A 14632-nucleotide genomic window follows, 5' to 3' on the forward strand; every position below is an offset into this window, starting at 1 on the left:
ACCTCCCCTAATGTCAGAGTCTGTGTTTAGGGTACCCATTCCCAAGACAGGTGACCAGGGCCATAAGGACTATTTTCTAGGACGGCTACCAATTTCCAGCGGTTTGTATTTTCTTGGTGAGACCGTATAATAGATAAGAGGGAGACCTAGGATAAAGAGCAAGGAGAGAGGTCATGAATCAGCGCGGGGTATCAGCGGAATCGCTTTTACGCGAAAAAGGGCTACGCGTGACAGCGCAACGGCGCATGGTCCTACAATATTTGCTGGACCACGAAGGCAGTCATTTCACGGCCGACCAAGTGCGTGATGCGTTATTGCCGTTATTGCCTGAGTTGGCAAAAGGGACGATGTACAAGACCCTACAGGATTTAACCGCGGTCAACATCGTGGAGCTTTTGCCGACACCCCAGGGTTATGCCTTATATGGCTTGCGTTTAAAGCCGCATCAGCATTTTTATTGCGTCGCATGCCATGGCTGGTTTGACGTGCAACCGAATAATGTGGAGGCTTTGACGTTTGATGCGCCGGGGTTTGTCATTGAAACCGTCGACGTGACGTTGCGCGGCTTGTGTCCTGCCTGCGCTAAGCAAAACACCCTGTCGACGGCAGCTCGTGCCGAGCATAAGGCTTTTTAACCATAATAAGAGGGAAGGTGCGAGCTGGCATTGCGGTGCCAGCTAATTTTCTATGCCATGATTTCGAACGTCGTATGGTGATTTGCGTGCATCATAGTCCTACTGAGTGCGTTACAATGAGGCAGGTCCATGGTGTCGTTTTCTCGCAAACTCTGTCGCGAGGAGTCATGGTAGGTGTAGCCGTTTTGGCTCAAGGAAGGTGATAAAGGATGCATGTGGTCATATGGGCGTATCTTACGTACCTTCTGACATTTGTTTTAGGCGTCATATTTTTTCTGCGGTATGATTTGCGCCGGCGCAAGTTGCCGCCGCGTTTTTTGGCCGTCCACTTATTTTTGACGGTCATGACGTTTATTTTGTTTTCGTCAGCCATGGCGCCGAGTCTTAGGCAGCATTATCCGCATCCGGTAATTGGCCGAGGCGCTCATAGCACCTTATGGTTGACTTTGCACCGGCATGGTCTGACTTTCACGAATTCGGGGTCGGTTGCACCTAGTCAGGGGGCGACCAAATGACCTTGTTGCAATGGACGTATATGTTGTTTTTGCTCACGGTTGTGGGAGGAGGTACATTGTTCTTTGCCTATCTCCTGCCGAAACGGAATTATCCGTTGGGCTTGGTGATCACCCATTTGGGGTTGGCAGCCATTACCCTCATTTTTTTTACTATCGCGGTGTTTCATTAATTTTCGTTTAGGACAAGACAAAAAGCGCGTGTCTTGTCCTGTAAGCCTTTAGGCATCTGTGGAAATGTATGGCATAATCAGGGCAATACGCGAGATTTTGCAGAGGAGAAATGAACATGCTAACGAAAGTGGCAGTAGCCGTCGATGGATCGCATGCCAGTTGGCGCGCCTTAGAAGCCGCCTTGGAATGGCTCGGAGACCAGGGTGAAGTGTTGATCGTTGACGTTAAAGACATTGTGGCCTTTGTTCAGCCCATTGCTCCGACCACCTACGGAGGATCGTCCATGGCGAGTCTCGAAACACTGCTCGAGGAATGGGATGCCAATGCCGAAAAGGTGCGCGAACAGGCGATGGCCATGGTGAAGAAGACGGGCATTACGGCTCAGTGGCAAGTCGTAACGATTCAAGATGGGGAAATGCATGCTGCCCAAGCGTTCTTAGAAGCGGCTATCAAAGCCAAGGCCCAAGCGGTGGTCGCAGGCCGTCACCATGGCTCAGCATGGATTGAAGGACTCTTTGGCAGTTTTCCGCGGTGGCTGGCGACGCATGCATCCTTACCTGTTGTCATTATTCCCCCGTCCCAAGATGCATCATGACAGAAATATCTGGGGCGTGCAGGCGTTAAGGGATTGGAAACAATCCCTTACCCTGTTTGATGTCATCAAGACCTTGAGCGCAGACACCGTAAGGTCGCCACGAGCACGTAGCACAGAGCGTGTCGATATCACCGGAAACCATATGCTGCCTGATGCGGTCGACAATAGCGTCCCACGTTGTTTCTTTGGTTAATGACAGCGATAACTGGTCTAAGACGCGTTGATCGCGCCAAAAGATTTCGGCATCTTCACAATGATAAGGTTGAGTTGTCGGGAATTTATCGCATAAGTCGTCAGGGCCTGTTATCAATATGATTCGAGTCTGCGGCTCGTTGCGCAAGGTCTGATGAATGGCTGTCATATTGACAATGTATTCTTCTGAATATCCCATGCCGCGGTACCCCAGCAAGCATAAAATATGATGACCGCGTAAACGTATTGTCTTCACGTTAATACCACCTCGGCGAATTATACCACGAAGGGATTGGACTCACCGGTTCTTGAAGCAGGTCTCACGTTCCGCAAGGCGTGGCGTATTCCCCTCGACATTGAATAAAATCTCCGAAAAAATTTTTACGGGAAATGTTGACATCGAAGGAAAGCGTGATATTATAAAGACAAAGAAAGACAAAGTCACAAATACGAGGTGATTGCGATGCGGTTTGAGGAATGGTATGGCGTGAACGGAGTAGGGTTTGTACCGCTAACCAATATTGTGCGTAAAGACAATGCGTTTGAAGTGGATTTAGCGGTTCCCGGATACACAGAAGACCAGCTGCATCTTGCGATTGAAAATGGTGTCCTGCAGATTCAAGGGACAGTGCCGGAAGAAAAAGACAACAATCAGCAGTATATCCGGCGCGAAATCCGGCAACGGCCTTTTAGGTATCAGGTGGAATTGCCGGATGGGGCTGAGACCGATGCGATTGAGGCGCATTTGGATTTAGGAGTATTGAGGATACGGATTCCACTCCAGCCGAAACGGCGCATTACCGTGGCGGTCAAGACGCCTGAACCTGTAGCATAGGCCTGACCAGAAAGATATTGTGAGAGCAAGTGCGGAACAGATTTGGAAGGCATTAGAGACGTTCTAAAGTCAAAGAGAGGCAAAGTCATTAAAAACATAGGAGGGGATAGCTATGATGTTCGATGAACTCTTTCGCCCGTTAGAACGGGTGGCATATGCTCCGTTGACCAACATCGTGAAGAAAGAAGATCAGTTTGAAGTGGTGCTGGCGGTTCCTGGGTACACAGAGGAGCAGTTGAGCCTCGCCATCGAAAATGGTGTGCTCGAGATTAAAGCAGATGCCAAAGAGGGGCAGGACACCGACATGTACTTGCGGCGGGAAATTCGCCAACTGCCTTTCCGGTACCGGGTCGAATTACCTGAGGGCGCTCAAGCTGACCAGATTGCGGCGGAGTTGCACAATGGGTTGCTGACGGTAACGATTCCTTTGCAACCCAAAAAGGTGATTCCCGTTAAGATCCAAACGGTCCCCATTACCAAGAGCATCGAAGCGTAAGGAGTCGTTGTGGAGTACGTAAACCATGCGGCCTGAGATATCGTGTTCTGATGAGTGAGGTATTTTGGGCCGCGACGTTTCAAAGATTTAGTTATCCCATTCGGTCTTCGTCATAGCAGAAGGTCAATCTGCTGGAAGCCGAATGGGATTTTGCGTACAAGACATCATACGGTAAAGCTCGTCACTCTAGGCATTTCCCGTTGTAGAATCTATAGGCATTGTGTGATAAGGGGATTGCCAAAAGCACACTAGAATTAAGATTTCCTCGTGGAGCATGGGACAAAGCGGTAGCCATGACCAGCAACCGTTTGAATATGCGAGTATCCGATATTTTGACGAATACGGTGCACCATTACACGTAATATATCATGACTCCATTGTGGCCATCCTAATTCCGTGGCATAGCGGTCACAGTCCTCCAGTGTTAATGAGTGCCTCTTGTGGCGAGCTGTTTAGGCGAGAAGCTGTACTCCACGCCAAGGCAGACCTATGAGTTGTCCCCTATGCCACATTTGGTGGCGGATCCAATCGATTTCGAGGCAGTGTAACTGTTCAATTGATTCGGCCGACAGATCGTGTTGCGTTCGGCTTAATTCGTATCTGCGTTCGTCCCAGAGCCACACGTGGGCCGTTGATAGCCAAGCTTGCTCGAGGAGGGCGTCTAACCAATCCCGATCATCTGTCCATGCTATAAGGTTGAAAATGAGCACCTCGGCCGTGGGTATGAGATCCAGAGCATGGTGGACCGAAAGCAAGACCGTCCAAGTCAGGTCGTTCGGGCGCTTCACCCATCCCAGAGGAAGCGATGCTCCGGAGAATCGTTGGATCGGTGTCATAGGCAAGGATGGAAGGGCCATACAACTTTGAAAAGTATATCCCAGCCCTCGCACTCGGTGGAAATGCGCTGGAAGGGATTTTTGGAGGTCATGAACTGCCGTCTGCCACGCCGAAGGGGACCACTGTTCGGTTGGCTTCAGACTACGATTAACGACTTCCCGGGTCAACAATAGGTAGGGGTGGCGTGCTACTTCTATGGCTAGTTTTAAGGCGGTCCATGGTAATGAGAGCGATGTGCCTAGATGTTTGGCCCACCGAATGTCCTTAGACGCTGTGAGGCAGGACACGGGGACCGTCGCGGAGTCATTGAGAGAGGGGATTGCCCAGTGATGGCGAGTAATGTACCAGGGAACTCGTTGAAATCGTCCCACCCAGAGCGTCAGAACTGTGCCATATGAGCAGGTCTCTTGTAAGATTATACGCAAGAATCGTATGGAGTCAACATGTCGAAGGATATGAGAAGACGATGACGAATGCGTCAATGTTCCCATGCAGGTGACTTGTGCCTCCTTGTCGATTTTTTGCCATTTCGACAGCATAGAATTACGTTCACAGCCCTAAAAGCGGCGTAATTAATTGGCCAGCTCCCATGCCGATAGCGGCAGCGGCGCTGGCAATAACGAGGAATAACAACCCAGAGCGCCACCATGTCTCTGACGTGCCTCGGGTGGTTACAGCTCCCAGTAGAAAAGCGGTTAAGGCTGAGAGAACGATGACCCAGGGAAAGGCTTGCAACGGCAGCGAGACCAAAAGGTTGGGCAATAGCGGCGGAAGTGATCCTACTAATACCGCGAGGGCCATTGACCCGGCGTTGTGCCATGGATTCTCAAATGTTTCTGGAATGATGCCAAGTTCATCGCGTAGCATCATTTGCAACCAAAGGGAATGATCTTTTTCAAAACGGTACAGGATCATCGCTGTTTCTTCTGCAGAAAATCCATACCGGAGGTAAATTCGACGCATTTCATCTAATTCTTCATCGGGACACTCCTGTATTTCCCTTTTCTCTCGTTCAATTTCGGCTGTTTGATAGCGCACGGTCGTATGCGTTGCCAAAAAAGAACCTAGAGCCATGGAAACGATCGCAGCCAGAATGGCTGCTGTCGTAGCCCCTAACACAATGCCCTGAGAAGAATGGGCGAATGTAAGGCCTGCGACCAGTCCCACAGTGGCCACCAGACCGTCGTTCATACCGAACACCCATTGCCGCACCGTAGCGGTTTGGGCGCTATGCCATGTTTCGTCTTGATATTCTTGCGGATGCTCCCACGGAGTCTGGGCCATTAGAGCGGTTTACCTCCCATCGATTGCGATTTGGGATGTGTTGTAGTTTCGTCTCCCAGCCATACAATGTGGCGGTCGATGGGAGAACGGTGACGTTGGATAGCGCGTTGGGCAGAATATCCGACGAATACCGTACCGACGAACACGCTGCCTTCGGGACTTTGAAGAAAAGAGCGCACGGCAGGTCCATCATAAATGGAACCGGTGCGCCAAATTGCGCCGAGTCCGAACCCGTGCGCAGCCAATAACAGATTTTGTATAGCGGCTGCTGTCGCCGCGTAGTTTTCTTGTGTTTGCTGGGCCTTGCTACCGAGTGTCGAATACACCGCAATCAACACCGGCGCGCTATGCAGTTTCCGTCGTTCTTTCAATGCTTTTGCCTCAGTGTTTAGAGCATCAAGGGACGACGTTCCGCGAGTGAGATCGTCATGTACGGCATTGGCAAGGGATGTGCGCGCGGCACCTGATACCACTGTGAAACGCCATGGCTCGGTCAAATGATGATTGGGTGCCCAAACGGCGAGCGCTAAACATCGTTCAATTAAGTCTGTGGGGACTGGCCTTGGGTCAAACACCTTGATACTTTGTCGTCCTAATATCGCGTCTTCTATCAACATGGTTACAACTCCTTAGGGATAATTGTTGCATTTTACGTTATGGGGTTGGTGTTCGAGTATGCGAAAGAATTTTCTCAGTAAACAACTTCGCAGAGTACTTTCTTGGGAGACAGCAGCGGTCAAGAGCGTGTGTGCGGATTGAACAGATTGAACAGATTGAACAGATTGAACAACTCTAAACCGCTGGCTGCCCTGGTCGTATTATTCAACCGATGTTCCGCATTATGGTGGGACGTTAGCTGCCCAACATCATGTCACTTAGATGATGCTGGATTCTAAAGAGCTGACTGCCCAGATAAATAGCTGTCGGCTTGTTTTTGAAGGGTAGCGAGGGCCTGGGCTACGGATTGCCTACCCGTGACAGCATTGAAGAAGGCGGTATCCAGCACAGCTTGCACCTCTTTATAAGCTGTCGGTATAGGTCGGGAGATTGTGTAGGGTGAGGTCAAGATCTGATTGGCCACCGTTAAGCCCGGATGGCTGGCCAAAAAGCTTGAAGGGATTTGGGCCTCCCCTGTAGTGGTGACAGGCGGATAGCCTGAGTGCTCGCCCCAGTATGCCTGGGTCGACGGTTTCAACCACCAGTCGAGGAATTGTGCTGCAGCCAGGTCTTGAGCGTGAGTATGACCCGTCATGAGGACAAAGCCTAGTCCTTGGACGAGATTGGCAGAATGGCCTGTAGACCCGGACGGATAAGCAAATACGCCGACCGGAAATTTCCCTCCTGCTGCGTCCAAAATCTTTTGGTATCCGGCCGAAGTTCCATCGGCCATCGCGAGTTTACCTGAACCGAAGTCTGCGCGAATTTCGGTGCCATGGGCAAAAATTAGTTCATTTTTTTGATATAAGGACCGAAAGAAGTTAAAGGTTGCCGTGGCCGCCGTTGTTTGAAAGTCGGCGCGTTTGTCATGCGATCCTGGTTCGAAAATGTTTCCGCCGTTACTTAAAAACGGAGGCAGAATGTGAGCCGATGAATCCTTCCATGCGATAGGGATGATACCCGGATCCTTCGCTTTGATTAATGCGGCATCTTGAGCGAGTTGGGTCCACGTAGTTGGAGGCTTAGTGATGCCGGCCTGAGCAAAGAGTGTTTTATTATAGGTGATTTGACTAACCTTTGCATCAGCTTCGATCCGGTAATGTTGGCCATTGACTTCTCCATTGTGCCACACCACAGGAAAAACAGCGGATGTTTCCGAGGAGGGCAACGTGGAGAGCAGCGAATTCCATGATACGAGTGCGTGGGCGGTGAGAAAATTCCCATCGTAATGACTGATTTCTGCAAGGACGGGAGCATCTCCTGCAGCGAGAGCGCCTAAGGCTTTGTGACTTGCCTTGGTGACGACCAGCTGAACATGGACAGAATGATGACTGGCATTGAATTGATTGACCAAAGCCGTCATAGTTTGCCCGGCGGGTCCCCCGGACGAGTGGGATTCCCATAGGGTAATGTCTTGTACAGCGGATGAAGATTTAGTGGGGGCGGAGGCCGAAGTTGTACCGCACCCGGCTAACGTTATTAAACCCATAGCAATAACGCCCGTCGTCGCCGCAGTCCGGGAAAAATGTGTTCGTTTTGAGAATTTGGATGGTTGCGTCATAGCATATCGCCGTCCTTTTTATTATATGGGATAAATCTTTCGCTTAACGCGCTATTGCGGATTTAGTCTTTGGCGTTCAGATCACCCCCGGCTACTGCTTGCACAATGTACCGCTGAGTAAAGGCAAACACTAGCAGGATGGGAGAGAGTGCAATGAGAGCGGCAGAGGCCAGCTCTCGCCAATTTGCCTCGTACGCTTGCATATAGTGGCTTAAAGCTAATTCAATGGGTTGAATTTGTGGGCTGTTAGTCATAATCAACGGCCACTGAAATTGATTCCATGAGGCAATAAAGGTTAAGAGCACGGTTGTGGCTACGGCCGGCTTGGCCAAAGGTACCGCAACGCGCCGGATATAGGTGAGCGTGCTCACGCCTTCGATACGGGCAATTTCCCCAAAGCTCACAGGGATCTTCTTGAAGAATTGGCGGAACAGGAAAATGCCCGAGGTGTTTGCCGCAAAAGGTACCACCATTGCGGCATAGGTATTGAGCATGTGAAGGTGGAATAGAACGACGTATTGGGGAACGAGTAAGGCTTGTTGCGGCAACATCATGACGCCCAAAATGAGAAAGAAATACGCTGATTGCCCTTTAAAAGGGATTTCGGCAAGGGCATATCCGGCGAGGGCGCTGGTGGCTACGACCAATACAATGGTGGCTGTGGTGATTCCCACACTATTCAGTACATAGCGCATCCAATGAGTATGGGTCAGAACATATACCATGGGTGCCCAGTGAAACAGAGGAGCCCAGACAGGCGGGAGATGATAGACGGCTCCGTGATACCCGGTAGCCACTACGAGAATCCAGTACACAGGAACGATAAACAACAGTGCCACAACGAATCGCACCACCAGCCACAAACTTGAAGCTCGCATGAATTTTATCCTCTCTTTCCGCTAGCGGTAGAATACAAAACGATCCGCAAGCCATTTTTGTATCAGAGTGAGCCCTAAGATGAGAACAAATAGAATCAGGCTCATCGCTGACGCCAGTGAAAAGTGCAAGTACAAGAAGGCGGTTTGGTAAATGAGAAGTGAATCCGTGGTGGTTGAAAAGGCGGGCCCTCCCGCGCCCCCATGGGGGCCTCCCGTGAGGGTGTAGATTTGCGAAAATGTTTGCATGGTATTAATGGTTGCGAGCACAATCACAAAGAACGTGATGGGCCCTAAAAGAGGCCATAAGATTCGCCTAAAGACGCGCCATCCTCTGGCTCCGTCGGTGGCGGCGGCTTCTAACACGGATCGGGGAATCGAGGCCAATCCGGCTAAAAACAAAACGGTGTATAAGCCTACCGAGTGCCACAACGTATAAATCATCACGGAGGGCAACGCCCAATGCACGCTTTCGAGCCAATTCGATGGAGGAATGTGAAAAAAGTGTAACACCACATTGGCCAGCCCAAATTGGGGATTGAAAATCCAAACCCAGATGATGGACGTCGCCACAACGGGCGTCACATGGGGTAAGAAGATAAGCGCACGGCTAAAGCTTCCTCCAAATCGCCCCATGCCTTCTCGCAATAAGAGCGCTAAGGCTAATGCCAACAGTGTGGTGGCTGGGACGACCGCGACCACATAATAGGCGGTGTTGAGCAGAGATTGCCAAAAAATCGGCTGATGTAGTAGGGTTGTGAAGTTTCGGAGTCCAACAAAGGTGCTTTGGGAGGCAAAAATGCTCCAGTGAAAAAACGCGATATAGGCCAAGAAGAGTGCTGGTCCGTAAAAAAACACTAAGAAGACCAACAAACTGGGCAGAATCAGTCCATAACCCCAGACCATATCGCGAATGTTTTGCCGTGAAACCAGCCTACTGTGCGCTTTCGAGTCGGATTGAGGCGACTCGAACGGAACAGGATGTGATGTCATGGCGTGAGAACCTCCTGCCGGACATCGTCATAGCCTGGTGTGGTGATGCGTAAGCCATTCTCTCCCGCAAACCAGTGAATGTTGGACCATAGTACTGATAATCGTGTTTCCTGGTGACGTTGAAAGCTTTCTGAGTTACGGTGAGTCAGGCTAATAGGATGATGGTGCCAATGACCATGTGTTTGGCAATGTGATCCTAACGATTCTATCGTGGTGGGCTCAAAAGGAAAGGTTAACGCATTGGCGAGTGGCTTGAGCACGATGTCTTCTGGTCTAAATCCCATATAGACTGTGTCCGATATGGAATGTTTTGGAAAGAGAGAACTGACTGTTGTTGGAAGAGACAGTGGTATTTCTGGACAATGTGTGGGTTTGAACCATGCCATGTTTTTATCCACGCCAATGCGTCCCGGAACGATGTTCATGGACGGGGAACCAAAAAACTTAGCCACGAAGGTGGTGGAAGGATGCGCATAAATCTCAGTAGGCGTCCCAATCTGTTGAATGCGTCCTTGATCCATCACCATGATGCGATCCGCCATGGTCATCGCCTCGGTTTGGTCATGCGTTACATAAATCGTGGTGATTTTTAGGCGGTCATGGAGCAAACGGATTTCTGTGCGCATATGATCCCTAAGTTGTGCGTCGAGATTTGACAAGGGTTCGTCCATTAAAAAAACTCGTGGATTTCGTACCAACGCTCTCCCGAGGGCTACTCGCTGTTTTTGCCCTCCAGACAGCTCGCTAGGTCGTTTGGAGAGTAGCTGATCAATTTCCAGCAACGCAGCCACTTGCTGAATACGCTGAGCTATCGTGTTCTTGGGCGTCCTTTGAGCCTCGAGGCCAAAACTCATATTGTTATAGACCGACATGTGGGGGTAGATGGCATAGTTTTGGAAAACCATGCCGACATCACGAGCGTGAGCGAGCCATTGGTCGACGCGCTCAGTATCGAAATAAATTTCACCTTGGGACGGCCGTTCCAGTCCAGCCACAAGCCGGAGCGTGGTTGACTTGCCACTGCCCGAGGGTCCGACTATCACAAAGAATTCCCCGTCAGCGACCTCAAAGCTTAGAGGGGCGAGTACGTCATGCGAACCAAATGTCTTCATGACGTTTCGAAAAGTTACACGCGCCATAATATCCTCCTGTGTGAATAGAAGTGGGGCATAAGTGGAATGGCTTACGCGTTTGACTATGGAGGGGAAGCATGAGGCGCCAATAAGAAAGAGATTGCGCTACAGTTAAGAATAGGTTAAATGGGTTATATATTCTGCACAAACCGATTGGATGGGGATAGTGCGGTTCAAGGACGAATCTTTCACGGCGGTCTCGGTAGCGTTTTCTCACATCATTCATTTCGTTGCATACGCCCTGTTAGGCGTGTAACAAGGGTACACCATAGCAGGCGGCAATTCCTCTATGCCTTTTTAAAGCCTCGCAAACGGGCTGAGACGTGAGAAATCGTGTAATTTTAAAATAGTCTGTAACCTAACCATATGCAAAAGTTCATGGGGCGATCGCAAGGATTTAACATTCAGATGCAACTCTTTGGGAGAGATTTACCAATATAACTTTTTAAATATCCTTCCGAAGGAGCTGATGTGCCTCATGAGGATTCTAACCGCAATGAGAGTGTGCGCGCTCGGAGTGAGTGGTGGGTTAATATTAGCGGGGTGTGGAGCAACCTCAGCGGCCTCCTCAAATAATACAACACCATCTAGCCATACAAAGACGGTCGTCACCTTTTGGGAATCGCATAGTGCTACGAATCAGCAAGGAGAGGCGATAGCTCAAATTGTCAAGCAGTTCAACCAAACACATCCTTCCATCCAAGTGGTGGTGCATGTTACACCGGCGTCTGCGAAAGCACTGGCGGCCGTCCAAGCGGGCGACCCTCCCGTCATGGCGGAAATTGGACATTTGCCCCAATATGGCTACGAACAAGCAGGGGCTTTGGTTAATTTGAGCAGTTTGCCTCATAGTCATCTGGTAGGCGCATGGCCAGCCGTTTGGCAAGCCGAATTTACACCCCAACACCAGCAATATTTATTTCCTGCGGATATCAAGGTCGCAGAATTCTTCTACAATGCGACGCTTTGGAAACAAGCCGGCTTAACGCAAACACCCACCACGTGGGCCCAACTTATGCATGATGCTCAAATGATTCAAGAGAAGACAGGGGCCATAGGTTTGGGCGCGCGTTTGGATCATAATGACTGGTTACCATTGTTTTATTCCAACGGCGGGCACTATTTTAAGCGAGGAAATCCTCATCAACTCGATCTGAATTCCCCCGCCATGGCCACGACGATTCGGGAAGTGGTTGCCCGGGACAATTCTCCCTATGTGAAGATTTTATCCTACGATACCAGCTTTGAGGATTTTGCCTCAGGCAAACTAGGCATTTTGGAAAATACAGCAGATGGATATGAAATGGTGCGGGAGGAGGTGGCAGGAAAATTTCCGGTCGGCGTGTTTGCTCCTCCCCCGGGAACAACCGGCCATTCCGAGGCTCTATATCAAGGTTTGAGTTTCGTGATTTTCCAACATGCTACCAAACCTCAGCAGCAGGCCGCATGGTCCTTCATTCAATATTTTGATTCGCCTTCAGGACAAGCGGTTTGGTCGACAATAGGCGGGGAGCCGCCCGTCAGCCAAGAGGACATCGCTGCTGTTCGACAAAAAGCGGGCAATCAATTCGGTGTCAACCCAGGGCCGTATGCGGGCACAGCGGTAGCGATCCAGGAACTGCAATCCGGACATGTGATCCATAAAATTATCGGACCGGAGCAAACAGAGATTGATACGGTTATCCAGAATCAAATCCAAAGTGTGATCCAACACAAGGAATCTGTCAGTGAGGCCCTGACCGCCATGCAAAAACAAGGCACCGCCTTTTTGTCAGGAGCAGCTGTTCAATGAGGAGGACTTTCAATGCAAGACGAGTTAGACACACTGCTGGGGCGCCGCATTAGCCCTCCACAATCTTTGCGACGACATTCTTTTTCCCAGGTGGCACAGAGCCGCCTGGGGTGGTTGTTGGTATTGCCTGCCCTAGGCCTCTTAACATTATTTACTTATGGCCCTGCGTTCCTTGTGATGATTATTAGTTTTTTTCATTGGAGTTTGGGTGGGTTTTCTGACTCCCAATGGGTGGGAACCTTGCATTACCAACAATTGCTCAATCCTATTTCAGGGTTTTTACAGTCATTGACGGTAACTTTCTACTATGTAGGATTAATGGTGCCATTTACGATTGTTTTGGGGTTGAGCATTGCCTGGATCTTTCGGGGAACTGGTCGCAAACCCTCTTCGTGGGTCACTTTTACGCGGGCTGCGGTCTTCTTGCCCTTTATTACCCCAGCTATCGCCACGTCTATAATCTGGGTGTTTATCTTCAACCCGCAGTTTGGGTTAGCGAATGCCGTGCTCAAGGCCCTCCACTTGCCAGCACTGGGGTGGCTCGTAAGTTCGACGTGGGCCTTGCCAGCTGTGATGATTAATAATCTCTGGCACAACTTGGGATTTACAACCGTCTTATTTCTGGCCGGGTTGTCGAATATTCCGTCGGAAGCGGTCGAAGCGGCATGGCTCGATGGCGCGAATGGATGGCAGACCTTTCGCTACGTGATCTTACCGTATTTGTCGCCAGTCACGTTAATGGTGGTGATATTGACGACGATTCAAGCAATGCAAACGTTTGGATCAATCTATGCGATGACTGGAGGCCAGTTTGGGGGAGGAGGAGGGCCGTTGAATTCGACAACAACCACCGCGATTTACCTTTATAAATCTGCTTTTATTTATTTTCATTATGGCTACGGGGCAGCGGTGTCTGTGGTTCTATTTTTTCTTATTTTGGTTCTGACCCTTTTGCAAAGAAAGATTGGAGAACAGTTTACATTTTATCAGTAGCGCCCCTCGATCGGAAGCAAAATCCTCGTCCGAAAGGAAAATGCTAAAATGCGCACAGCGGTTTATCAACGAAGAACCTGGATGCGGTTCCTTTTGCAGGCTCTAATTGCCTTAAGCTTTTTGTTTCCCTTTTATTGGGCGATTGTGTTGAGTGTGGCTCCGAAGAATCGCGTTTTTACGTTACCTCCGGACTTGGTGCCTGGGTGGGATTTTCATCCGTGGGAAAAGGTTTTTCGCGCGGCGCCATGGGGATTATACTTGTTGCACTCGACGATCATTACGGGGGCGACGATTGTGTTGGTGCTGGTCAGCAGTGTCGTGGCCGGCTACGCTCTCAGTCTTCCGCTATTCCGCGGCCGGGAAATTGTTTTTGGTATTCTGTTGGCGGGTTTGATGGTGCCTCCCGAAGCAATTCTTATTCCAGATTACCTCGTGACTTATCATCTCCACTTGCTGAACACTCTTACAGGTCAAGTCCTACCGTTTGGGGCCAACGTCTTTGCCATATTTATTTTTCGGCAGTTTTTCAAAACTTTGCCCAAAGAGTTGATGGATGCTAGCCAATTAGACGGGGCCTCGTGGTGGCACTATCTTTGGTATATTGCCTTGCCAATGGCGAAACCTGCGGTGGCAACCGTGTCTCTTCTAACCTTTGCGTCACAATGGAGCCAGTTTCAGTGGCCTTTGATCATCACCCAGGGGAATCGGGCCCGGCCTATCGAAGTGGCACTGTCCTATTTCCAGGGATTCGATGGGACTCATTGGCGCGAATTAGCTGCCGCATCACTTTTGACGTTAACTCCCATTTTCATTGTTTTTGTATTTACGCAAAGGTATTTTGTGGTGTCGGTCGCTGGGCGAGTTGAAGATCGCCAGTCAACGACCCCGCCCTAAAGTTATCTTAAGTTTCTAATTTTTTGTCTACAATGTATATCATGAAGATCTTTCCGATCAGATTGATTCCTAATAGAATAATTGGGTATTCGGATTTCTTGATTGACCTCTGCGGTTATGCGTCTGGCCGACGTCGGGGCATTTCTGTTGATCGGGCTATGGGATAGGCAAACC

General features: G+C 49.9%; 17 protein-coding genes. 9 read left to right on the plus strand and 8 right to left on the minus strand.

What is annotated here, in order from left to right:
- Positions 1-173 precede the first annotated feature (173 nt).
- From CO251_RS09510 to CO251_RS09520, 4 genes are all read left to right on the plus strand, one after another.
- On the plus strand, positions 174-635 hold the full coding sequence (locus CO251_RS09510; RefSeq protein WP_103375576.1) for a Fur family transcriptional regulator: 462 nt from the start codon (positions 174-176) through the stop codon (positions 633-635).
- Positions 636-844: 209 nt separating this feature from the next.
- Entirely contained in the window at positions 845-1150 is a 306-nt protein-coding gene (locus CO251_RS09515) for a hypothetical protein (RefSeq protein WP_103375577.1), read from the plus strand.
- Complete coding sequence (locus tag CO251_RS17395; protein WP_158246263.1) at positions 1147-1320, plus strand: hypothetical protein; 174 nt, start codon at positions 1147-1149, stop codon at positions 1318-1320. Before CO251_RS09515 ends, CO251_RS17395 begins: the two co-directional genes overlap by 4 nt.
- A 116-nt stretch (positions 1321-1436) precedes the next feature.
- A complete protein-coding gene (locus CO251_RS09520; RefSeq protein ID WP_158246264.1) occupies positions 1437-1916 on the plus strand; it encodes a universal stress protein in 480 nt (159 codons plus the stop codon).
- A 25-nt stretch (positions 1917-1941) separates the two neighbouring features.
- On the opposite strand, the gene CO251_RS09525 is transcribed toward CO251_RS09520, so the two are convergent.
- Positions 1942-2364, minus strand: coding sequence for a DUF1284 domain-containing protein (locus CO251_RS09525; RefSeq protein ID WP_242968513.1), 423 nt, complete (start codon positions 2362-2364; stop codon positions 1942-1944).
- A 207-nt stretch (positions 2365-2571) separates the two neighbouring features.
- Between CO251_RS09525 and CO251_RS09530 the strand changes: the two genes are divergently transcribed.
- Entirely contained in the window at positions 2572-2943 is a 372-nt protein-coding gene (locus CO251_RS09530) for an Hsp20/alpha crystallin family protein (RefSeq protein WP_103375579.1), read from the plus strand.
- A 112-nt stretch (positions 2944-3055) separates the two neighbouring features.
- Positions 3056-3439 carry an Hsp20/alpha crystallin family protein gene (locus tag CO251_RS09535; RefSeq protein ID WP_103375580.1) on the plus strand — a complete coding sequence of 128 codons (384 nt, stop codon included), beginning with the start codon at positions 3056-3058 and terminating at the stop codon, positions 3437-3439.
- 452 nt (positions 3440-3891) lie between these two features.
- Here CO251_RS09535 and CO251_RS09540 read toward each other — a convergent pair whose 3' ends face one another.
- From CO251_RS09540 to CO251_RS09570, 7 genes are all read right to left on the minus strand, one after another.
- The gene (locus CO251_RS09540; RefSeq protein ID WP_103375581.1) at positions 3892-4767 is read right to left on the minus strand and encodes a hypothetical protein; all 876 of its coding nucleotides are present in this window, start codon (positions 4765-4767) and stop codon (positions 3892-3894) included.
- 58 nt (positions 4768-4825) lie between these two features.
- A complete protein-coding gene (locus tag CO251_RS09545) occupies positions 4826-5560 on the minus strand; it encodes a VIT1/CCC1 transporter family protein (RefSeq protein WP_103375582.1) in 735 nt (244 codons plus the stop codon).
- A complete protein-coding gene (locus CO251_RS09550; protein WP_103375583.1) occupies positions 5560-6177 on the minus strand; it encodes a nitroreductase in 618 nt (205 codons plus the stop codon). Before CO251_RS09550 ends, CO251_RS09545 begins: the two co-directional genes overlap by 1 nt.
- A 275-nt stretch (positions 6178-6452) precedes the next feature.
- Positions 6453-7778, minus strand: a complete 1326-nt coding sequence (locus CO251_RS09555; RefSeq protein ID WP_103375584.1) for an extracellular solute-binding protein — start codon at positions 7776-7778, stop codon at positions 6453-6455.
- Positions 7779-7840: 62 nt separating this feature from the next.
- Positions 7841-8656 (minus strand): carbohydrate ABC transporter permease, encoded by an 816-nt coding sequence (locus tag CO251_RS09560; protein ID WP_103375585.1) that lies wholly within the window; start codon positions 8654-8656, stop codon positions 7841-7843.
- Positions 8657-8677: 21 nt separating this feature from the next.
- Entirely contained in the window at positions 8678-9646 is a 969-nt protein-coding gene (locus CO251_RS09565; RefSeq protein ID WP_103375586.1) for a carbohydrate ABC transporter permease, read from the minus strand.
- The gene (locus CO251_RS09570) at positions 9643-10785 is read right to left on the minus strand and encodes an ABC transporter ATP-binding protein (RefSeq protein WP_103375587.1); all 1143 of its coding nucleotides are present in this window, start codon (positions 10783-10785) and stop codon (positions 9643-9645) included. Before CO251_RS09570 ends, CO251_RS09565 begins: the two co-directional genes overlap by 4 nt.
- A gap of 490 nt (positions 10786-11275) precedes the next feature.
- On the opposite strand from CO251_RS09570, the gene CO251_RS09575 reads away from it, so the two are divergent.
- From CO251_RS09575 to CO251_RS09585, 3 genes are read left to right on the plus strand one after another with little or no spacing between them, the layout of a single operon-like run.
- Complete coding sequence (locus CO251_RS09575) at positions 11276-12571, plus strand: extracellular solute-binding protein (protein ID WP_158246266.1); 1296 nt, start codon at positions 11276-11278, stop codon at positions 12569-12571.
- A gap of 12 nt (positions 12572-12583) precedes the next feature.
- A complete protein-coding gene (locus CO251_RS09580) occupies positions 12584-13564 on the plus strand; it encodes a carbohydrate ABC transporter permease (RefSeq protein WP_103375589.1) in 981 nt (326 codons plus the stop codon).
- Positions 13565-13612: 48 nt separating this feature from the next.
- Entirely contained in the window at positions 13613-14458 is an 846-nt protein-coding gene (locus CO251_RS09585) for a carbohydrate ABC transporter permease (RefSeq protein WP_103375590.1), read from the plus strand.
- Positions 14459-14632 lie beyond the last annotated feature (174 nt).

Source organism: Sulfobacillus sp. hq2 (assembly GCF_002903155.1).
Classification (GTDB): domain Bacteria; phylum Bacillota; class Sulfobacillia; order Sulfobacillales; family Sulfobacillaceae; genus Sulfobacillus; species Sulfobacillus thermotolerans.